The 20,789-nt window shown below is 37.4% G+C and carries 17 protein-coding genes; 7 read left to right on the top strand and 10 right to left on the bottom strand.

The window, feature by feature from the left end:
• Positions 1–132: 132 nt before the first annotated feature.
• From V6R96_RS10930 to V6R96_RS10920, 3 genes are all read right to left on the bottom strand, one after another.
• Positions 133–714, bottom strand: coding sequence for a Crp/Fnr family transcriptional regulator (locus V6R96_RS10930; protein WP_336378942.1), 582 nt, complete (start codon positions 712–714; stop codon positions 133–135).
• A 108-nt stretch (positions 715–822) separates the two neighbouring features.
• Positions 823–1,944 carry a 3,4-dihydroxy-2-butanone-4-phosphate synthase gene (ribB, locus tag V6R96_RS10925; RefSeq protein ID WP_111960525.1) on the bottom strand — a complete coding sequence of 374 codons (1,122 nt, stop codon included), beginning with the start codon at positions 1,942–1,944 and terminating at the stop codon, positions 823–825.
• A gap of 67 nt (positions 1,945–2,011) precedes the next feature.
• Positions 2,012–3,016 carry an LLM class flavin-dependent oxidoreductase gene (locus V6R96_RS10920; RefSeq protein WP_111960523.1) on the bottom strand — a complete coding sequence of 335 codons (1,005 nt, stop codon included), beginning with the start codon at positions 3,014–3,016 and terminating at the stop codon, positions 2,012–2,014.
• Between the two features lie 296 nt (positions 3,017–3,312).
• On the opposite strand from V6R96_RS10920, the gene V6R96_RS10915 reads away from it, so the two are divergent.
• Positions 3,313–3,753, top strand: a complete 441-nt coding sequence (locus V6R96_RS10915; protein WP_336378943.1) for a hypothetical protein — start codon at positions 3,313–3,315, stop codon at positions 3,751–3,753.
• Positions 3,754–3,789: 36 nt separating this feature from the next.
• Here V6R96_RS10915 and V6R96_RS10910 read toward each other — a convergent pair whose 3' ends face one another.
• On the bottom strand, positions 3,790–5,922 hold the full coding sequence (locus tag V6R96_RS10910; protein ID WP_336378944.1) for a helix-turn-helix domain-containing protein: 2,133 nt from the start codon (positions 5,920–5,922) through the stop codon (positions 3,790–3,792).
• Positions 5,923–6,005: 83 nt separating this feature from the next.
• Between V6R96_RS10910 and V6R96_RS10905 the strand changes: the two genes are divergently transcribed.
• The gene (locus V6R96_RS10905) at positions 6,006–6,455 is read left to right on the top strand and encodes a hypothetical protein (RefSeq protein ID WP_111960517.1); all 450 of its coding nucleotides are present in this window, start codon (positions 6,006–6,008) and stop codon (positions 6,453–6,455) included.
• Positions 6,456–6,766: 311 nt separating this feature from the next.
• Here the strand turns inward: V6R96_RS10905 and V6R96_RS10900 are convergent, their stop codons facing one another.
• On the bottom strand, positions 6,767–7,300 hold the full coding sequence (locus tag V6R96_RS10900) for a gamma carbonic anhydrase family protein (protein ID WP_111960515.1): 534 nt from the start codon (positions 7,298–7,300) through the stop codon (positions 6,767–6,769).
• 173 nt (positions 7,301–7,473) lie between these two features.
• Between V6R96_RS10900 and V6R96_RS10895 the strand changes: the two genes are divergently transcribed.
• The 3 genes from V6R96_RS10895 to hemH are packed head-to-tail and all read left to right on the top strand — an operon-like array spanning position 7,474 to position 9,933.
• A complete protein-coding gene (locus tag V6R96_RS10895) occupies positions 7,474–8,352 on the top strand; it encodes a NifU family protein (RefSeq protein ID WP_111960513.1) in 879 nt (292 codons plus the stop codon).
• 10 nt (positions 8,353–8,362) lie between these two features.
• The gene (locus V6R96_RS10890) at positions 8,363–8,890 is read left to right on the top strand and encodes an NADPH-dependent FMN reductase (protein ID WP_336378945.1); all 528 of its coding nucleotides are present in this window, start codon (positions 8,363–8,365) and stop codon (positions 8,888–8,890) included.
• A gap of 14 nt (positions 8,891–8,904) precedes the next feature.
• Positions 8,905–9,933, top strand: a complete 1,029-nt coding sequence (gene hemH, locus V6R96_RS10885) for a ferrochelatase (RefSeq protein ID WP_111960509.1) — start codon at positions 8,905–8,907, stop codon at positions 9,931–9,933.
• A gap of 73 nt (positions 9,934–10,006) precedes the next feature.
• Here hemH and V6R96_RS10880 read toward each other — a convergent pair whose 3' ends face one another.
• Entirely contained in the window at positions 10,007–11,959 is a 1,953-nt protein-coding gene (locus tag V6R96_RS10880) for a M4 family metallopeptidase (protein ID WP_336378946.1), read from the bottom strand.
• 403 nt (positions 11,960–12,362) lie between these two features.
• A complete protein-coding gene (locus V6R96_RS10875; RefSeq protein WP_336378947.1) occupies positions 12,363–13,577 on the bottom strand; it encodes a type IX secretion system plug protein domain-containing protein in 1,215 nt (404 codons plus the stop codon).
• 71 nt (positions 13,578–13,648) lie between these two features.
• Here V6R96_RS10875 and V6R96_RS10870 point away from each other — a divergent pair, with 71 nt between their 5' ends.
• Positions 13,649–14,287 carry an MBL fold metallo-hydrolase gene (locus tag V6R96_RS10870; protein WP_111960503.1) on the top strand — a complete coding sequence of 213 codons (639 nt, stop codon included), beginning with the start codon at positions 13,649–13,651 and terminating at the stop codon, positions 14,285–14,287.
• A gap of 263 nt (positions 14,288–14,550) precedes the next feature.
• On the opposite strand, the gene V6R96_RS10865 is transcribed toward V6R96_RS10870, so the two are convergent.
• From V6R96_RS10865 to V6R96_RS10855, 3 genes are read right to left on the bottom strand one after another with little or no spacing between them, the layout of a single operon-like run.
• Positions 14,551–17,007, bottom strand: a complete 2,457-nt coding sequence (locus V6R96_RS10865) for a TonB-dependent receptor (protein WP_111960501.1) — start codon at positions 17,005–17,007, stop codon at positions 14,551–14,553.
• An 18-nt stretch (positions 17,008–17,025) separates the two neighbouring features.
• Positions 17,026–18,504, bottom strand: coding sequence for a trehalase family glycosidase (locus tag V6R96_RS10860; RefSeq protein WP_336378948.1), 1,479 nt, complete (start codon positions 18,502–18,504; stop codon positions 17,026–17,028).
• A 2-nt stretch (positions 18,505–18,506) separates the two neighbouring features.
• Positions 18,507–19,736, bottom strand: a complete 1,230-nt coding sequence (locus V6R96_RS10855) for a sugar MFS transporter (protein WP_111960497.1) — start codon at positions 19,734–19,736, stop codon at positions 18,507–18,509.
• 123 nt (positions 19,737–19,859) lie between these two features.
• Here V6R96_RS10855 and V6R96_RS10850 point away from each other — a divergent pair, with 123 nt between their 5' ends.
• Complete coding sequence (locus V6R96_RS10850) at positions 19,860–20,759, top strand: AraC family transcriptional regulator (protein ID WP_336378949.1); 900 nt, start codon at positions 19,860–19,862, stop codon at positions 20,757–20,759.
• Positions 20,760–20,789: the final 30 nt, after the last annotated feature.

Genomic DNA, 20,789 nt, shown 5'->3' with positions numbered 1-20,789 from the left:
TTAGAGTTGGAGAGTTTTAGCGTAAACAAGTTAAAGCTTAAATAATTTGAAATCTGATGTCTAAATCTTGATTCTCCCATTCACCATTTACTTGCGAAGCAAAATTCACCATTGACGTAAGGCTTAAACCTCTCAATTCCCACTTACAATTTTCCGGCGGATTCTGCTGATAAATTCAGGAGTTACTCCTAAATAGGCAGCGATCTGGATATTTGTCAAACGGTGAGCCGTTTTAGGATATTCTTTCAGGAAGTCCTGATAACGTTCATCGGAAGGTTTGCTTAAATTATCAACAATCCTTCGTTGCAGGGCAATGATTGACATCTGAAACTTCAACCTCATCAGCCTTTCAATTTCAGGAATTTCCCGGTAGAGTCTTTCTTTGTCTTCTTTAGAAATCAAGAGGATCTCACTGTTCTCAATAGCCTGGATATTGAGCTGGGACGGGATCTGATTAATGAAGCTGTCTATATCAGAAATCCACCAGTCTTCCACTCCAAAATATAAGATCTGTTCATCTGCATTCTTATCTGTACGGAACACTTTAAAACATCCGCTCAATACAAATCCTTCCGCTTCGCAGATGTCTCCTTCTTTTAAAAGAAAATCTTTTTTCTTTATTTTCTGAATACGGAATGCACTGCAGTATTTTTCAAGCTTTTCATCTGAAATCTCAATATACGTTCTGATGTGTTTCTTTAAAGACTCTGTCATAGTTTAAAAATAAAAAAAGGTTTAGAAAAATCCTAAACCTTTTTATTAATTTTATTTCTATAAATGATCAGTAATGTTCATTCACAACCGACCATTCACAATTCACTTTTACAGCTGAACCAACTCCGTCACCTCTACATCATATCCACCAACCTGTGGCTTGATATTAGGGTTTTGTGTGATCACTTTGAACTTATTGATTCCCAGATTTTTCAGGATCTGTGTTCCGATCCCATAATCTCTGTAATTGTATGCTAAAGTAGGATGCTGCTCCTGTCCGTCCTGGTAATTCAGGAACTGCTGAAGTTTTCTCAATGTATTTTCGGAATTTGAAACGTTATTGATGAAAATAACAGCTCCTTTTCCTGCTTCATTTACCATATTCGTTACTTTCTCCAGTAAAGGTTTTTCACCGTTATTCAGTCTTGTCAGTACATCAAAATATGAATCTGAAGACTGAACTCTTACCAAAACAGGCTCATCAACCGTCCATGAACCTTTTGTCAGGGCAAAATGAATCTGGTCATTGGATGTTTCTCTGAATGCAAAAAAGTCAAACTCTCCATAAGCAGTTTTTACTTTTCTTTCTTCCAGCCTTTCGATAAGGTTTCCTTTTTTAAGCTGATAATGGATCAGATCTTCAATGGAAACGATCTTCATATCATGTTTTTGAGCGAAAGCATGAAGTTCAGGCAAACGTGACATGGTACCGTCATCATTCATAATCTCACAGATTACCCCACCTTCTTTCAATCCTGCTAAATTGGTAAGATCAATAGCAGCTTCTGTATGTCCTGCTCTTTTTAAAACCCCTCCTTTTCTTGCACGAAGCGGGAAAATATGGCCAGGTCTCATGAAATCTGTAGGCTTGGATTTTTCATCCATCAAAGCTAAAATTGTTTTGGCTCTGTCACCTGCAGAAATTCCTGTAGATGTTCCGTTACCAAGAAGGTCAACAGAAACGGTAAAAGCGGTTTCCTTAGGATCACTGCTTCTGCTTACCATGACCTCAAGGCCAAGCTCATCGCATCTTTTTTCAGGAAGCGGCATACAGATCAGCCCTCTTCCGTGAAATGCCATAAAATTGATAATTTCCGGCGTTGTCAGTTCTGCAGCACAAAGAAAATCGCCTTCGTTCTCTCTGTCTTCATCATCTACTACTATGATTATTTTACCATTTTTAAGGTCTTCAATAGCCTCTGGAATGGTATTCAATTTAATATCAGACATGTTTACTTTTTATTTGTGCAAAGATACTTATAAAAATGAGCATCTGCCAATTAATATGGATGGTTTGTTAGGCTTTGGATAAAGAGTTTACTGCCTCTCTGAAAATCTCATAAGATCTCAGCCTCTTCTGGTGATCGTAGATATGTGAGTTGATAATTAATTCATCTACATTGAATTTTTCCTGAAAATTTTTCAGTTTTTCTTCAATTTCTGCCTGATCTCCTATCAATGTATATTTTAACTTCTGAAGCACCATCGATTTCTCCATGGGCGACCAGATGCCATCCATATCCTCCACGGGAGGAGCAAAAGGTTTCCTGTCATTTCTTATGATATTGATGAATGCCTGGAATAAAGTAGTGGAAATTTTATGCGCTTCCTCGGAAGTTTCTGCTGCCACTCCATTAACACACGCCATCACGTAGGGTTTATCTAATTGTTCTGAAGGCTGAAAATGTTCTCTGTAAATTTTAAAAGCCATTTCCATCTGTTCAGGAGCAAAATGTCCCGCAAAAGCATATGGAAGCCCAAGTTCCGCAGCCAGCCACGCACTGTCTGTACTGGATCCCAAGATGTAAAGCGGAATATCCAGACCTTCACCGGGAATGGCACGAACCAGAGCATCAGAATTTTCTTTCGAGAAATACGTCTGTAGTTCTAAGATCTGTCTCGGAAACTGCTGATTGATGATCGCTGGGTTTCTTCCTAAAGCCTGGGCAGTAAGACCATCGGTACCGGGAGCTCTTCCCAAACCAAGATCTATCCTTCCCGGAAAAAGAGATTCCAGGGTACCGAACTGTTCTGCAATGATTAACGAACTGTGGTTCGGGAGCATGATTCCACCGGATCCTACTCTTATTGTTTTTGTCCCGTTGGCGATAAAGCCAATCAGCACTGTAGTGGCAGAGCTGGCAATACTTTCCATATTGTGATGCTCAGCCAGCCAGAATCTTTTATAATTTAAATTTTCAGTATGGTTTGCTAAAGACAAACTGTCCTGAAAGGTATCGTGAATACTTTTTCCCTGCTTTACGGGAGCAAGATCAAGTACCGATATTTCAAAATTTTTCATATTTTAAATTTTAGGTTTAAAACCAGACAAATTTAAACCTAATAAATCGCATTAGTTACTTTTTGTAATTGATAAGTCTGATTGACAGGATCAGGAAAAAACTATTGGAATTTGGTTTTTATTCAGGTGATTTTGCTTATAAAATTTATAAGCCTAAAGAAAATGGTTTTGAATCTATTAATAATGAATACAAGACATTATTTTGGGGGTGAAATAAAAATAATTTAAATCTTACTTGTAAACCTACCGTAAAAAACCGAAGTTTATTGTACAAAAAAATTAAACCAAAAACTACTATGAAACACTTATATCTTATCCTTATTTCTTTTCTCTTGATCAGTTGTTCATTTAATCAAACCTTTTCAAACAGGGAGGAAGATAAAAAAGATGCAGAAGAAATCTCTCAAAAATTCTTTTGGGAACTAAAATACGGAGGAAATATGGACACAATTTATAATCTGTTTGGTGATAAGTTTTTTGAAGTTACAGACAAAGGTAAATTGCTTCAAATAATCAACACTTCTCAAAATGATATAGGACGGGTTGAAGAATACAATTTAGTGAAATGGGAAACTTTCATTGTAAAAGGTTCTAATCCCAAAAGTGATTATTTATTGGTATATGATGTTAAAAGAGGTTCAGCCAAGACAGAAGAAACTTTTTCCATGCAGAAAGATAAAAACGGAGATATCAAAATCGTCGGTTATAGAGTGAATCAGGATCTGCTGAATAAATAAAAAAAGACAGTCTCATTTTTGAGACAGTCTTTCTTGTTATATTGAATCATTCTTCTCTTTCTTAAAATTATAATGATTAATCAGAATCCTGATCTCATTAAATTCAAAATCATTAGGCAAAGCATTCTTCCATTCCGTTAAGGTTTCATGAGGATTTTCATAGAATTCTTTTTCAAAAGCTTTGATTTTATCCGAAGTGATCACTCTTGAAATATCCAGTAAGCCCTGCTCTGCAAATTTTGCTAAATGGCCGATCACGGTTTCTTTTACCAGGCCTCTTTCCATAGCAATTTCACCAATGGTTTTTCCCTGTTCAAATAATTGGAAGGTCAGAACCTGGGAAGGAACTTTTGCAATCTTTAAATTGATTTCTTTGTCATTTTTTTCATCTAAAAGCTTCGTTTCCAACAGATGGATCTCTTTCAGGCTGTTCAGGTATTCTTCAGTATCTTCCAGCCAGTTTCTGAATTCCTCATTATACTGTTTCAGTCCTTTTGCCCCTTTAATTTCAGCATAGAATTCCTTCAGCGGATTGAATACTTTGTCTCTGATTTCTGTGAAAAAGAAATTAACTGCTCCTTTGGTTTTGCTTTCAATCTCAGACCATTCTTCTTTGTTTTCAATAAAATTATTAACCTTCTGGGAAATTACCCTTTCCAATTTTTCAAAGATCTTTCCAAGATTGACAATTTCGTGTTTCAGCTGAAGATACAGCTGGTTTGTTTTTACATGATCAATACTTTTTGTGGTAATAGACAGTTTGTTCCACTCTTCCACTTCATTCAGGAACCACAAACAGTTGACGGTACGGAGTACTTTTTTGATGCTGTAATCATATTTTTCGCGGTTCAGAATGGCTTCTACATTATCATTGGCAAGGGTGCTTCCCTGGAACTGCAGAATTCTGTTGTCTTTAAAAATAACTTCAGGAGTAATTTTAGATTTCAAAACAATCCCTTCCAGCGTACGGCATCTTGACAACGCTACATAAACCTGTCCGGCCGTAAAACTTTTACCTGCATCAATGATTACATTATCGAAGGTCAAACCCTGGCTTTTGTGAATGGTAACTGCCCAGGCAAGCTTTATAGGAAACTGCTCAAAGCTCCCTAAAACTTCTTCTTTAATATTTTTTTCGGTATCCAGGAAATATTTTTTCTGTTCCCAGACTTCTCTTTTTACCGTAATTTCTCTTTCACTGCCATCAAGAACAACTTTGATCTCATTATCATCTAAAGCAGAAATTTCACCCAGCTTTCCGTTGAAATATTTTTTCTCACCGGTAATATCATTCCTGATGAACATGACCTGTGCCCCGACTTTCAATTCTAAAAACTGCTCGTTCGGAAACTGGTTTTCTTTGAAATCGCCAAAGAGTTTGGCTTCATAGGTTTTAACGGTCAGATCAATTTCTTCCAGTTTTTCCTGGTTGATCTCATCCGCCATCTTATTGTGTGAACACAGATAAACGTAAGATTCAGTTCCTGCCTTAAAATCCGGATCATATCTTTTATTGAGCTCCTCAAAGTTGATATTGGCAACATCGCCGTCACGGATTGCATTCAGAATATCCAGGAACTTTTCATCCGATTGCCTGTAAACTTTAGTTAATTCAATGGTCAGAAGCGGAATATCTTTAATGGCAAGACTGTCGAAAAAGAATGGTGACTGGTAGCACATCTTTAAAATATGTTCATCTCTTACCACCGGCGGAAGCTGGTAAAGATCTCCAATGAACAGCATCTGCACCCCACCGAACCGCTGATTATTTCTTCTGATAAATCTCAGCGAGAAATCCATCATATCGAGAACATCAGCTCTCAACATGGAAACCTCATCAATGATAAGAACCTCCACTTCTCTTAAAAGTTTAAGCTTATCTTTTCTGTATTTGAAATGAGGCATCAGGTCGGCAATATTATTTGCCAAGCTCCCATCAATACGGTCCGTGGTCGGTAAAAAAGTCCTTAAAGGCAATCCAAACATAGAATGGATAGTCACTCCTCCTGCATTAATCGCAGCAATTCCGGTAGGGGCAACCACAATATACTTCTTCCTTGTTTTCTTTACAAAATCATTAAGGAAAGTCGTTTTACCTGTTCCTGCCTTTCCTGTAAGAAAAACGCTTCTGTTCGTGTGCTCTATTAAGTCAAAAAAATGATTGTTCATTGTGCTTCAAAATTACGGAAATGAATTTGATTTTCTTACCTTGGCATAACTTTTGAAAATTCTTTAACAGAAAAGAAATTATAATGAAAAAAAATTTCATATATACTCCACTATTAGCATTATGCACTATGTTTACCTTGGTTTCATGCAATACATCCAAGAACGCGAATACCAATCTTCCAAAAGATATTTCTGAAAGACCTGCTGATGAGGACAGTCAAAAATATGAGCAGGCCCAGCTGGATAAGTTGAAAGCATCCATTCAATCTGAAGTATCCAAAGAAAAATGTACGGCCGCTTCGGAATGGACGTTTGCTCCAATGGGAGCCAAAGCCTGTGGCGGACCTCAGCAATACATTGCTTATCCTAAAAAAATAGAGACCATCATCCTGCCAAGAATTGAGGAATATACACAGAAAGTAAAAGCTTTCAATGAAAAATACAATATCACTTCTGACTGTATGATGGTGATGCCACCAACATCTGTGAAATGTATCAATGGAAAAGCACAGCTTATAACGGCAGAACAATAAGAAGAAAAAATCAAAGCAAAGGTTATATATCCTGTTGAAAAATCAACATAAAAACTCGTTCAGGAGTTTATACTAAGGATTGAAAAAAGCTCTATCAGTATGATGGAGCTTTTGTTTATTTGTGTTTGCTTCAAGATTTGAGAACCAAGATGCAAGAGCCAAAAATCAAGATTTTAGATTACAGGCATGAGACTTTTTCCCAGTGAAGTTTAGCAAGTAAAAAAGTTTCGGTATGACGGATTCGCGGTTCGAACCAGCAACTATCAACCAGAAAATCAACTAAATAAACTCTCCAACTCGAAAACTCTAAACTAGCTCCCCACTTTCAGGTTTTCTTTATACCATGAAGAGTATTTCACGTAATTATCTGCGATCCTGTTGACTTCTCCTTCTAATAACTGAGCAGAAATATCTTTAATTTTCTTTGCAGGAACTCCGCCCCAGACTTCTCCTGATTTAATATGGGTTCCCTGTATCACTACAGAACCTGCTCCTACAATAGAGTTTTCTTCTACCAGGCAATCATCCATAACAATAGCTCCCATACCGATTAGTACGTTATCTTTGATGGTACAGCCATGAACAATTGCATTATGTCCGATGGAAACGTTGTTTCCAATATTTAAAGGGTGTTTCTGATACGTACAGTGCAACATAGCATTGTCCTGAACATTTACTTTATCGCCCATCCTGATGTAATGTACATCTCCCCTTATCACTGCATTATACCAGATACTGCAGTCTTTTCCCATGGTAACGTCACCGATAATGGTTGCCGTTTCTGCCAAAAATGTACCCTCTCCTATCTGAGGTGTTTTCCCTAAAAGTTCTTTTACAATTGCCATAGTTTTAATTTGATAATTTGAAAATGAGTCAATTCGAAAATAATAATTCTAAAACGGCTGCTTCTATTCTCTGTCTTCTAATTTTAAATAACCGTGATAGCAAAAATCTAATTTCTAATCTCTAACTTCTAATTTCTAATTGCGTATTTTTGTATCTCAAATTTAACGAAAAAATGCGTACGATACTTATAGAACCAACTGAAAACCCGAAAGTGATGAAATTTGTCGCGGATTATAACCTGATCCCGGGCTCATTAGAGTTGGACAGAAGTTCAGATATTACAGAAATTCCTTTAGCTCAGGAACTTTTCAACTATCCTTTTGTGGAAAGAGTTTTTATTACAGCTAATTTTGTGGCTGTGGCAAAACAGGATACTGTTGAATGGGAACATGTAGCAGACAGCCTGAAAAATGTCATTGAGGATGAATTACTGGCCAATCCAAGAATTTATCTTCAGAAAAGAAAGGAAATGTATCAGATCTATGCTGAAATGACTCCTAACCCTAATGCCATGAAGTTTGTTTCCAATAAACTGCTTATGGAGGGTTTTGTGGAAGTAAAATCGAGAGAAAAATCTGAGGGTGTTCCTTTGGCCCAGGCTATCTTTAATGAATTTGATTTTGCAAAAGAAATTTTTATTTCTGACAATTTTGTGGCTGTAACAAGAGACGATTCCGTGGAATGGCATCAGGTAATGATGGCTGTACGTGGTTTTATTGCTGAATATCTTCAGAGTGGGGGCGAAATTTCAAATCTTGAACCTCAGAAGCATGAAAATCCCGTTGAAAAAATCATCAACAGAGATTATACCGATGACGAGCAGAAAATTTCAGATATTTTAAATGAATATGTAGCTCCTGCAGTGGAAAATGACGGCGGAAAAATTTCCCTGATGGAGTACGATCAGGAAAGTAAAACAGCCAAAATGCTGTTACAGGGAGCCTGCTCGGGATGCCCAAGCTCAACTGCTACTTTGAAAAACGGAATTGAAAATATTTTAAAACAATTCGTTCCGGATTTAGTGGAAAAAGTAGAAGCTGTAAACGGATAACTGCTCTTAAATGGTACCCGGAAAGAAAATCTTGGTCATTATTGGAAGTGCCACAAAAAATTCCAGCAACCTAAAATTAATAGAACAGGTTCTGGAAAAACATCCGGCAGCCAATTTCCACATCTATGATGATCTTTCTGCTCTTCCGCATTTTGACACTTCATTAACGGATACTGATACACCAAACGAAGTACTAAAGATCAGGGAAGAAATTGAAAATTCGGCAGGTGTCTTGTTTTCTACTCCGGAATATATTTTCAGCATTCCCGGCAGGTTGAAAAACTTATTGGAATGGTGTGTCTCCACAACTGTTTTTTCTGAAAAACCGGTTGCTGTCATTACGGCATCTGCCAATGGAGAAAAAGGGCATGAAGAATTGGTAATGATTCTGAAAACACTCGGAGCCCAAGCAGAAGATCAGCATCAGCTTTTAATAAGAGGTATAAAAGGAAAATTTAACGATAAAGGCTTGGTTGAAAATAATACCTTTGCCCAAGTATCAACATTGATAACAGATTTCGAAAACACTGTTTCTTAATAAAAATTAAAATATTGGATAAAAAAGGAATTTTACTGGTAAATCTTGGTTCTCCAAAATCTACAGCTGTAAATGATGTAAAGGAATATCTTGATGAATTTTTGATGGATGAAAGGGTCATCGATTACCGCTGGATATTCCGCGCTCTTTTAGTTCAGGGGATTATTCTTAAAACAAGACCTGCAAAATCTGCAGAAGCCTATAAAACAGTATGGACAGATGAGGGTTCTCCTTTAATTGTCATTACTGAAAAAATCCAAAAGAAACTGCAGAAAGTAGTTGATGTGCCGGTAGAAATCGGAATGAGATATGCTGAACCAAGCATTGAAACAGGTATTCAAAAGCTAGTTGATCAGGGGGTTTCTGAGATCGTCCTATTCCCATTGTACCCGCAATATGCAATGAGTACAACGGAAACGGTAATTGAAAAAGCAGAGGAGGTACGGAAAAAGAAGTTTCCGAAGGTAAAGATTAATTATATACAGCCTTTTTATAACCGGGAAATTTATATCAACTGTCTTGCGGAAAGCATTAAGGAAAAGCTTCCTGAAAACTTTGATGTTTTGCAGTTCTCCTATCATGGTGTGCCGGAAAGACATATTTATAAAACAGATCCTACAAAGACATGCAATCTTAATGACTGCTGCTCACGGGATAATAACCCAAGCCACCAGTTCTGCTACCGCCATCAGTGCTATAAAACGACGGAAGCTGTTATTGCCAAGATAGGGCTCCCAAAAGAAAAAACAATTGTTTCTTTCCAGTCTAGATTAGGAAAAGACAAGTGGATAGAGCCTTATACGGATGAAACTTTAGAGACGATTCCTAAAAAAGGAGTAAAAAACCTGGCTATTGTCTGTCCGGCTTTTGTTTCCGACTGTCTGGAAACTTTGGAGGAAATTTCAGTAGAAGGAAAGGAACAGTTCCAGCATGGAGGCGGAGAAAACTTCCACTACATTCCGTGCCTGAATGATGAAGACCGCTGGATCGATGTAGTAAAGATACTCTGTGAGGAAAAACTGAATGATTTTTATTTGGTATAAAACATATCGGTACATAAAATAATAAAAGGCCACAAAATAAATTTTGCGGCCTTTCTTAGAAATATATTAAAATTTATTTTTTGATCAGGTTTCCTGCTTTCTGTCCGTTAACCGTTACTACATATACTCCTGAAAGTATATTAGAAGGTAACCGAACATCTACTTTATTCTTACCGTCGGTAATTTTGATCTTTTCAGAAAGTTCTCTTTTTCCTGTAAGACTTACTAATTCAACAATTCCGTTTCCTTCTTTTCCTTCAAATTCAACAGTAAATTTGTCGGTAGCCGGATTCGGGCTGATGGTGTAAAGCAAGGCTTCCGTTGCTGCTACTTTTCCAGCTACAGAAGTTCCTCCGCCAACGCCTACTGCATTCCATGCATTGGTTACCTGAGTAACTTCAACTCCACCAGCTCCGTATAGATCTGCCGCTGCCTGAAGAGAAGAAGTTCTTGCATTGGCATAAGTAGAAGAAGACGTAAGATAAGTCGTTAGTGTTCTATAAGCAATCGCTGCTGCCTTATCTAAGCCGATTCCTGTAACATTATAAGCAAAACCATTATCATTTGTACCAGAACCTCCGGTTACTAATAGATAATACCAGAAATTAAGTACTCCCGAGTTAGTATGGACTCCACAATAATCATTGGTAGTTTGTCCCGGTACTGCACAGCCTGTGGTAGTTGCATCTTTCCAGTATGTTCCTTTGTAAGTATCAGGCTGGCTGTAAGCATTAGGATTAGCCATATCTCTGATCACATAACTAAAGTCTTCACCCAGCTTCCAGCTTGCCTGAGTAGGTCTTGCCCAACGTTCTATGCTGTTTCCGAAAATATCAGAAAAACCTTCATTCAATGCTCCTGATTCTCTTTGATAAGCCAGATTGGCTGTTTTTGAGGTCATACCATGGGTAATTTCGTGACCACAAACATCTAATGCAGTTAACGGTTTATTTCCGTTTGTTGAGCTTCCGTCACCATAAGTCATTCTGGAACCGTCCCAAAAAGCATTAAAATAGTTGGTTGAGTAATGTACATAAGATTTTATGGCAAAATTATTATTGTCTATACTCTTTCTGCCAAATTTCGTATAAAGATAATCTAAAGTCATTTCAGCTCCCCAGTGAGCATCAGTAGCATATTGATCTTTACTGGTGTTTACGTTGTTCCAGTTGTTATCAGTATCTGTAAAGTCTACTGCCCTCGAATAATTGGTTCCTTTTTTCAGGTTGTAAGTTTCTACAGCTGTCCCTGTATTTCTTCCTGTTTCTCTCAATCTGTAGCTTCCATTGTATGAATCTGCCACGATAGATCTGTTTCCGCTATAAACAGTTGTAGCGGTTCCGGGAGCATTGGTTTCGTGAATCAACGCATCAGTTCCTAAAACTGCACCATTTTTAGCATCTACGAAAACGTATTGTCTGCTTAATGGTTTTTCTGCATAGATATCAAATTTGTAAGCAAGCTTCAGATCAGTCAGCTTTTCATCAGAAGGATCTGAATAGTACACCAATTCTCCTTTTGGAGCAAAAGTTGCATTAGGATTTTTAGATTCGTTTTTAAGGAATTCCTCTTCTTCCTTGTCCTGCCATTTATAAGAATCGGCCCCTACAAAAGATAAAGCACTCTGTAATGCAATACTTTCAGAAATAGCCGGTTTTTTTTCTGCAGATGCAGGTGCTTTAAGTATCCATTTTCCGGTTTCCCCTACTACTTTGCCCCCTTTTGTTTGCACTGCCATCATTCCGTATTCTACAGGAATATCATTAATGGTCTGCTGGAATCTGTGGGTTTCAAAACCAAGTGCATCTTTTTCTGAACCTAGTCTTAAACCTTGTCCCTGTGAAACTCTTTTAGTTGTTTCATCAAATAAAACAGGCTGTCCCTTAAAATCCGGTCCGTTTTTGTCGAACCTGATAAGTTCTGCATGAAGTCCGTTTTTACCAGAGATTAATTTTGATGGATTTTCCTGCCCAAAAACAAAGGCAGAGGCTGCAATACTAAATGCAAAGATAAATTTTGTTTTCATAAAAATATTATTTTGTTTGAACGTGAGAACGAATTTATATATTTTTCGCAAAGAAACAATGATACCAATAAATAAAACACAATAAATAAATAGAACAATTGTTTTAAATTTAAAATATTTTTAAAAACATTATAATTAATTAAAAACAATTTTATTCCTACAAAAATTATAGACTAATATTTTTTACACAATTCAACATTTTATGAAATATTTTTTTCAATATGCTATGCATAATAAATAATTACATTTAAAACTCTTAATTCCCTCTTCAAATTATTTATTCATCATAGGTTCAAAAAAAAAACCATCTCTTATGAGACAGTTCCCTAAATGGTGTTTTTACTTTAAGTAAATTGTTATTGTATAGAATATTTGATAAAAAAAGGGACAGTTTACCCCGAAATTATTTCCCGATAGGTGTTCTGAATTCTCCATATCCCATCAGTCCGTCATAATTACGCCCGAAAGGTGCATAATATAGAAATGCCTGATACAAGTTTTCGGTCTGCCAGAAATTACCGTTAATTTCTCCAAAGTTCAGAGATCCGTCACTTTCTTTCGTGGCAAGAATATAGTTGTAAAATCCTTGCTTCAGGAATATTTTAGCTACATATTTTTTATTGGCTGCATCATACTGCATCTGATTTTCTTTGCTTGGCTTAAAATTATTAAAACCTCCCAGTACATAAATCTCTTTATCCACAGGATCAGAATCCAGAGAAAAATACACCCATGAATAGTCTGCCTCTCTTTCAGCATTTCTTTCCAGCCCCAGATCATTTCTCCTATAGAACCATGCTCCGTTCACGTCAGGTTGGTACTGATAGTTCAGAGGAAAGGCCCATACCGGATGCAAATAAGTATGATTTACACCATCCTTCAATTCCGTAGTACTCACCATATCGGCAGCCATATTCATATTCTTGTTATCAAAATAATAGAATTCGTTATTGCCGGGAAATGTTAAACTCATCTGCTGAAAAAGCAGCTGGTTTCCTAATGTTGCACTTGGCTTCAAATTATTAACCACTTCATTAGGGTTGTTGTTCTGCATCACGTTCAAAGTCATGGAATTGACATTAGAAGAAAGGTCTCCCGCTTTTGAAGTCGCTTTTACCTCTATCCTTTGGTTGATATTCGTTTTTTTGGCATCTGCAATTCTTGAGACATTCAAAGCAACCGTTGCAGCATCTTCCACCAGATAAAAACGTTTTTTGAAAAGAGGTCTGTCAGCTGAATCTTTATAAACAATCAGCTCAAAATTTCCAGAAATCTTCGGCTGCATCTTATCATTCGGGAAGGTAAGCTTGTAATGGGTATAAGCCTGTATGGTATTAAAAGAATACTCAAACTTATCTAAGAGTCCATTTAAACTTCCATTGGCAATCTCTGTAAAAAATAAATTGTCATCATTCCAGTTCCGGTCATAATGTTTGATCGTATACCTATAGATTTCGCTGGAATTAGTAAGATCGTCAAAGCTTAAAACAAGCTGTTCACCAAATCTTATGACAGGTGTCTCATCATTCGTCTGAGGATTGAATAATTGTATACTTTGGATATTTTGTCCAAAAACCAGTCCACCTAAAGAAAGTAAAAGTATTCGCAAAGTTTTCATTATGACGAAGATAACGAAAAATCGGGATTTTCTTAATAATATCGTATTTTTGAAATAAAAAAATATCAGTTATGCTTCAGATTCAAGGCTTCGTTTTCAATTTTGCCAGCGAAAATACTTATATCCTTTACAATGAAAATAAAAATGCCTGGCTGATTGACCCGGGAAACATGAATGAGCAGGAAACTAAAGCTATAGAAGGCTTTATTTCTGAAAACAGTCTTAGGATCGAAAAAATCCTTCTTACCCATGCTCATATTGACCATGTTCTGGGCCTGCAGTGGGCTTTTGATACTTTCAAAGTTCCTGTTCATATGCATAAAGAAGATCAGGAAGTACTGGACATGCTTCAGGCCAGTGGCATGAGGTTCGGATTCTCTGTTGAACCCGTAAAAGCAGATATCAAATATATTAATGAAGGCGAAATTCTTGACCTGGACGGAGAAAAATTCAAAATTTATCATGTTCCGGGACATTCTCCGGGAAGCGTAGTTTATCATAATGAAGACCAAAAATTCATGATCTCTGGTGATGTTCTTTTTGAAGGCAGTATCGGAAGAACCGACCTTTACAAAGGAAACTATGACCAACTTATCGACGGCATCACTCATAAACTATTTATTCTGGATGATGAAACAAAAGTTTTTTCAGGCCATGGGAATCCTACGACAATAGGGTTTGAGAAGCAGTATAATCCGTTTTTTAAATAGTTTCGAGATGCGAGTTTTTCGAGTTGGAGAGCTGAAGAGTTTTAGAGTATATGGTGGAGAGTTTGGTTGCTGGTTGGCAGTTGCTGGTTCGAACCGCGAAACCCGCATCCCGTAACCATCATCCCACATCCCGAAACTTTATGAGTTGCTAAAATTCACTACTCACTTGCGAAGCAAAATTCACCATTGATATTTTATCCCACAAAAAATCAAAACCGCCAGGAAAATTTCCCGGCGGTTTTTTTTATGAAGAAAATATAAGTTTAGAAATCTAGTGTGATGGATGCTCTTGCAGCGGCTCCCATGATCGGTCTTGCCATTCTGATATTCGTTCCCGGTGTAATCTGGGATCTTGGATCTCCTTCTGTAATTCCAATCGTATTAAAGATATTGGTTCCGTCTACTGCAAAACGTATTTTCCCTAACTGGTAAGACATTCCTGCACCAACTTCGGTGAATGAAGGCAGAATGTTATCATCCGTATTTCCTTCGTTCTGAAAACGTTTTCCATAATAATTCATGCTTACGTAAGCTCTCCATTCTTTTGTGATGTTCACTGCAGGAGAAATATTAAAATAGAACTTAGGCATTCTTCTTACGGTGTTTCCATCATAATCAAAAGTAGTTCCATCCGCATTTTTACCTACAAAATCTTTGTATTTCGGATTTTGGATCGTCCCATTGAATGTCACTTCAAGAATATTATTGAAAAGTCTTGTGTATCCTTCTATTTCTACCCCAAAGTTCGTGGTGTTGGCGAATTTATTTTCTGAAGTTCCGTCTGAGAATACATCAGTAAATGAAAGGTTTTTAAGCGTAGAATAGAAAGGAATAATTCCGATATCAAAAGTACGTGAATAGTATTTATATCCAACTTCCAACTGATTGGTATCAACGGCCTTGATGGCGCTCAGATCTGACATATTATTATAGTAAGCTTCTTCATTTGGTGATCTGAAACCGTGAGAAAAACGGGCGTACACCGCATTTTCCTTGTTGATCTTATAATTAGCGGCCAATGTATAAGATACTTTGTTGATATCATAATACCAGTAGGTATACTTATTACCTAACACTGCCATATTATCATCTGCCGTAGTCGTTGCAAAGCTGTGTGTTCCATCAGTCGTTAAACCTGAATTATTCAGATTCGCGGTTGTTGTATTGACTCCATATCCTTTATAATAGTCACGGCTGTAACGCATTCCTCCATTAAGGCTTAAAGCATCTGTTACGTTATAATCTAAATTCAGATAAACATCATTAAGACTTCCCTGGATCTGTGAATCTCTGATCAGAAAAGACATATCCTTTACCCCATTGTAAGTCTGGGAATATCCTAAATCTGAAGGGCTCATAGATGGATTCACCAGATTTAAAAGCTGCGGCCTGTCTGTGGCTGTTGTTAAAATATTGCTCCAGTTCCAGTATTGATGAGACTTCCAGTTTGATTTGTAGAAACCAGCTGTTACATTTCCTTTATCAAATTTATAATTCACCTGAAGGTCATTTACAAAATTATTCATCTGCTTATCAATAGCCCAGAATCCTAGTTTCTGTATATATTGAGGATTCACAACAGATCCGTTGCTCACCAACGAGTATTGATAATTACTCATTCCTAAACCGCCTTCACTAACAGGTTTAGTTGCATAATCAGAAGCCAGTTTCGGAGCTCCGGCAGGAAACATTCCAGTATATTCCATATTGATATTGGTATATCTCGTCTTATTCAGAACACTGAAATTATTTCCAAGATCATATTTAAATTCTGCACCTACCACATCTACTTTTGGGTGAATTCCGTTTTCAAGATCTCTTTTGAAAAAGCCTCCTCCAGCCTGTGGAATACTTAACTGGCTGATCGTTCTGTAGCTGTATGTTCCATAATTGGCATCGAAACCGGCAAATTCTTTAAGATCATTTCCGTCTTGAATCAAAGGAATCGGAAGGAAAAATGTATTCCTGTCATCCAGTTTTTTGTAATATACTTTAGCATAGCCTTTATCAAACACATACTTAAGGTTCATTCTGATTTGTCCGCCGTTGTTAGCTCTGAAACCTGTTTTTCTGATTCCGTTATCTGTTCTGTAGAATCCGCCAACGTTAAAGAAAAGCTTATCCTGAACCAATGCGCCGCCTACATTCACATCTGTACGCATCAGTCCATAAGTACTGGTTTCAAGTTTTGCTGTCCCCTTAAAATCATTACTTCCTTCTTTAGTAATAAAGTTGATCAGACCTCCTGGAGAATTGTTTGCATAAATAGAACCCGAACCTCCTCTTAATGCTTCCAGTCTACTTACAGAGTTATCTACACGGAAAAAATTATCCGCATTCGCAAATTGAAGTGCTCCGTCTTCAAAAACCGGAAGTCCATCTTCCTGCACCTGTACGAATTCATAAGCTCCTGCAGAAGGAATCCCTCTTGCGAAAAGATTATTTCCTACTTCACCACCGGAAGTTTCCACAGCAAATCCCGGAACCCTCTGTAAAAGAGCGGCTGCACTGATAGGATTTTGTTTCTGGATCTCTTTTGCTGTAAAAGTAGAAATAGCGGTACTGGATTCTATTTTCTTTTTCGGGCCGGAGTTTCCGGTAATAACGATCTGGTCTATGGATGACGTCTTGATGGAATCCTGAGGGGTTTCCTGGGCATACGCATTGTTAAAGTAAAGCGTAGCGGTGGCAGCCATTAAAAATATCGATCTTTTTTTCATAGCATGATTTTTATATAGTTAGTTTTGTTTTAATTTAAGATAGACCCCGTTCGTCCATCCGAATCCGTCCTGATTCGGGTATTCTCCGCCTCCCGCAATTGTTTCAGTGTCTAACGCGTTGTATTTTTCCATTAATTTTCCGGTGTTGCCGTATACCCTTTCTACATTCCCGCACCAGTTATTTTTTATTTTTTCAGCCAGATCATCAAAGCCGTAGTTTTTCATTGCTTTAAAGCCTAGCCATTGATAGGGCGCCCATGCATTCGGAAGATCCCATTGCTGGCCGGATTTCTTTGTGGTAGTTACAAGACCTCCCTGATAAAGAAATTTTTCAGCAATATGCTTAGCAACCGATTCTGCCTGTTTCTGATCTGCCAATCCGAGAAATAAAGGGTAAAGAGCAGCAATATGTTCAGACGGTGTGTTTTTGTGTTTTTTTAAGTGATAATCTTTATAACATTCAGTGTTTTCATCCCAAAAGTAAGTATTGATCATCTGTCTGCGTCTTGCTGCTCTTTCAGTAAAATAATTTTCTTTATCTGCCAGGTTCAGAAGTACCGAAGATTTTGCCAATGTTTTCTCCAAATGCCATAAAAGACTGTTCAGGTCTACTTCGGCAATGTTCAGTGTTTCTATCGTCTGTATATGTTCTCCGTCTGCAAACCATCTGCTGGAAAAATCCCAGCCGGATTCGCAGGCACTTCGTATATTTCTGTAAAATTCTGTTTCTGCATTTTCGCTGTCTTCAATATCAATAAGATAGCTTTCAGGGCGTGGTGCATTTTCTGCATCATAATAACGGTTCAAAATATCTCCGTTCTGTGTTTTTGCCACCCTTTTCACACTTGAATTATTCTCCAGCCACTCTTCTCCATTCATCCAGAAAGCATATTCCTTTTCTAAAGTATCATGATATTGAATATAAATTTTTTCATCATTTGTAGTTTCAAAAAGCAGGTCCAGCATCAGCGAAAAATATGGAGGCTGTGAACGACTCAGGAAATGAGTTCTGCTCGCATTCGGCACAAATCCTACATTCTGAATTAAATAAGAACAGTTTTCTACAATATTTTCCATCATTTCGGTTCTTCCTGAAACCTGAAGCCCAAGCATAATAAAGTAACTGTCCCAATAGAAAAATTCATTGAAACGGCCTCCCGGGACAATATATGGCTTCGGAAGTTTTAATAATGTTCCTTTTTCTTCATACGCAGTACGGGTAAGTTGATCCCAAAGCTTTTCGATGTGCTGCTCAATGGGTAACTGATCTTCTCTCTGGATTGATATTTTTGCTCCCAGAAAATCAAAATTCGCCATCACAAAATCTTTCAGATCAAACCCTTCACTCCCCTTTTTCTTTTCATACTCCGCATTGATCTCCGAAACAGGAAACATCGGAACAGCATCTGTCATCATCTTCTGGTCCTCAAAAATCTGAGCTCTCTGTACATCATCAAAAAGAGTCTGAATTTCTTTTATGTAAAGCTGCTTATTCATTATTATTTCTTAGGGTTTATTTTTAATTTATTCATGAAAATAGCTGAAATGATCAGCAGTGAAAGCGGAATCAGTGAAAGGTAAAATGCCTGTTGCCCACTGAACTCCTGAAAGACAAAACCAGTGATCATTGAGCCAATTGTTCCGCCGATCGCAGAAAAAACCACAATCAGTCCGGACATGGCACTGTGTAAATATTTTGGAATAGATGCCAGAATTACAGAGTTGATACTTGGATATATTGGTGCCAGCAAACCTCCCATCAGTGGAAACAAATACACTACAAGAGGCGCGTTGAACCATCCCGTTTTATTATCAATCTGAATGTTATGAGTCAGCGGCAGAACCAAAATAATACTGATGGCAAAACCGATCACGCAGAAAGAAACTACGTAGATCCAGCTGAATTTTTTAGAGAAAAAGCCTGATAAGAATCTTCCCAAAGCAAAAGCTCCTGCCAGAACGGCCCCCGCCTGGATACTCATAGAAGTAGGAAGCTTCAATATTTCTTTATAAAAAGTAGGGGTCCATGTCTGGAAGCTCTGTTCTACCAATACAAAAAGGAAAGCACATAAAAGAAAAAACAATACTTTTTTATAGCTGAATAAACTTATGCTGTTCTTCAGATCTCCCAACAAATCGGTTTTCTCACTTCTCGCCTCTTTTTCATTTAATTTTGAAAAGAATAAAAACAGAAATGACAACGCTGAAACAGCTCCCAAGACCCAATATACATTCAGCCACCGGGTTGATTTCGGATTGTGGTCATCAATAAACAAACTGAAAAGTACGTTTCCTGCCAATACACCAATCATGAAGAATCCCTCCAGAAAGCCCATGAAACTCGAATGCTCTTTGTCGGTATCGGTCACAAGACCAATAGATGTGAACACTGAGATCTTTATTAAGGCAAATGAAACGCCTACAATGGTAAACAATAATTTGAAAAACCAGAAATCATTGGCGAAAGGCATGACAAAACACATACAGCTTACCAGGAAAAGGGCGATCAACATTGAATTTTTGATCCCTATTTTTGGAAGGAATGATGCCAGGATAAATGAACATATGGCGATCGGGAGATCTTTAAAACCCTCAAGGATACTCGCTGAAGATTTTGAGATTCCGAAGTTCTGCTGTACCTGCAGAATAACTGTTCCCACGGAATTCAGAAGAATGGCGAAAACAAAATAATTCAAAAATAATACAGCTTTAATATTGAAATTTTTCATGGAGATCATTTCTTGTCGGCTAAGATAGAAGCATTTGGGTTAACATTAATTTAACACAATAAATCAATATTTGAACTATATTAATATAATTAGTATTTTTATTGGATAAATACGATTAATCAAATGAAAGTCAGTTTCGAAAGAATAATTCCGAACGAAAAGAGTTCCTTCCGTACCCTGCACAACAATTCGCCGATCTCAGAATTCAAATGGGAATATCATTACCATCCCGAAATTGAGCTTGTATGTATTGTTTCCGGGAACGGAACCCGCCATGTTGGCTATCATAAAAGCAATTATACGAACGGCGATCTGGTATTGATCGGCTCCAATATTCCACATTCAGGATTTGGATTAAATTCTACAGATCCTCATGAAGAAATTGTTCTTCAGTTCAGGGAGGAAATACTTCAGTTTCCACAACAGGAAATAGAGGCCCGATCGATTAAAAATCTGCTGGAACTTTCTAAATATGGGATCCAATTTCATCATAAGATCAAAAAACTCATGCTTCCCAAGCTGAAACTGATGCTGGAATCGGAAGGCTACAAAAGGTATCTTCTTCTGCTTGAAATTCTGTTTGAACTTTCAAAATGTAAGGATTATGATCTTTTGAACAAGGAAATCATGCCATACACCATTATTTCAAAAAACAAGGCAAGGCTGGAAAACATCTTTACTTATGTAGAACACAACTACGATAAGGAAATCAATATTGATGATGTAGCAAAACTCGCCAACCTTACCCTTCCTGCTTTTTGTAATTTTTTCAAAAAGGCTACCCAGATCACGTTTACGGAATTTGTAAACCGCTACCGTATTAATAAGGCCTGCCTGTTGATGGCTCAGGATAATAGTATCTCAGAATGCAGCTACAGCTGCGGGTTTAATAATGTTACGTATTTTAACAGGATGTTTAAAAAATATACGGAGAAAACACCTTCCGAGTTTATAAAGAATTTCTCGCATAATAAAGTGAATGTGGATTTAAAGGTTGAGAATGAGGTTAAGGCTAGTTTTTAAAAAATAGTTCAAAATGCTTCGACTCCGCTC

The sequence above is a fragment of the Chryseobacterium sp. CCNWLW53 genome (assembly GCF_037083525.1).
Classification (GTDB): domain Bacteria; phylum Bacteroidota; class Bacteroidia; order Flavobacteriales; family Weeksellaceae; genus Chryseobacterium; species Chryseobacterium lathyri.
The sequence above is the reverse complement of the archived record's forward strand: the minus strand, read 5'-3'. Positions and strand labels throughout refer to the sequence as shown.

Bases quoted from the DNA above. Each gene is read 5' to 3' on its own strand.
- V6R96_RS10930 (WP_336378942.1), bottom strand. From the start codon at position 714: ATGACAGAGTCTTTAAAGAAACACATCAGAACGTATATTGAGATTTCA.
- ribB (WP_111960525.1), bottom strand. From the start codon at position 1,944: ATGTCTGATATTAAATTGAATACCATTCCAGAGGCTATTGAAGACCTT.
- V6R96_RS10920 (WP_111960523.1), bottom strand. From the start codon at position 3,016: ATGAAAAATTTTGAAATATCGGTACTTGATCTTGCTCCCGTAAAGCAG.
- V6R96_RS10915 (WP_336378943.1), top strand. From the start codon at position 3,313: ATGAAACACTTATATCTTATCCTTATTTCTTTTCTCTTGATCAGTTGT.
- V6R96_RS10910 (WP_336378944.1), bottom strand. From the start codon at position 5,922: ATGAACAATCATTTTTTTGACTTAATAGAGCACACGAACAGAAGCGTT.
- V6R96_RS10905 (WP_111960517.1), top strand. From the start codon at position 6,006: ATGAAAAAAAATTTCATATATACTCCACTATTAGCATTATGCACTATG.
- V6R96_RS10900 (WP_111960515.1), bottom strand. From the start codon at position 7,300: ATGGCAATTGTAAAAGAACTTTTAGGGAAAACACCTCAGATAGGAGAG.
- V6R96_RS10895 (WP_111960513.1), top strand. From the start codon at position 7,474: ATGCGTACGATACTTATAGAACCAACTGAAAACCCGAAAGTGATGAAA.
- V6R96_RS10890 (WP_336378945.1), top strand. From the start codon at position 8,363: ATGGTACCCGGAAAGAAAATCTTGGTCATTATTGGAAGTGCCACAAAA.
- V6R96_RS10880 (WP_336378946.1), bottom strand. From the start codon at position 11,959: ATGAAAACAAAATTTATCTTTGCATTTAGTATTGCAGCCTCTGCCTTT.
- V6R96_RS10875 (WP_336378947.1), bottom strand. From the start codon at position 13,577: ATGAAAACTTTGCGAATACTTTTACTTTCTTTAGGTGGACTGGTTTTT.
- V6R96_RS10870 (WP_111960503.1), top strand. From the start codon at position 13,649: ATGCTTCAGATTCAAGGCTTCGTTTTCAATTTTGCCAGCGAAAATACT.
- V6R96_RS10865 (WP_111960501.1), bottom strand. From the start codon at position 17,007: ATGAAAAAAAGATCGATATTTTTAATGGCTGCCACCGCTACGCTTTAC.
- V6R96_RS10860 (WP_336378948.1), bottom strand. From the start codon at position 18,504: ATGAATAAGCAGCTTTACATAAAAGAAATTCAGACTCTTTTTGATGAT.
- V6R96_RS10855 (WP_111960497.1), bottom strand. From the start codon at position 19,736: ATGAAAAATTTCAATATTAAAGCTGTATTATTTTTGAATTATTTTGTT.
- V6R96_RS10850 (WP_336378949.1), top strand. From the start codon at position 19,860: ATGAAAGTCAGTTTCGAAAGAATAATTCCGAACGAAAAGAGTTCCTTC.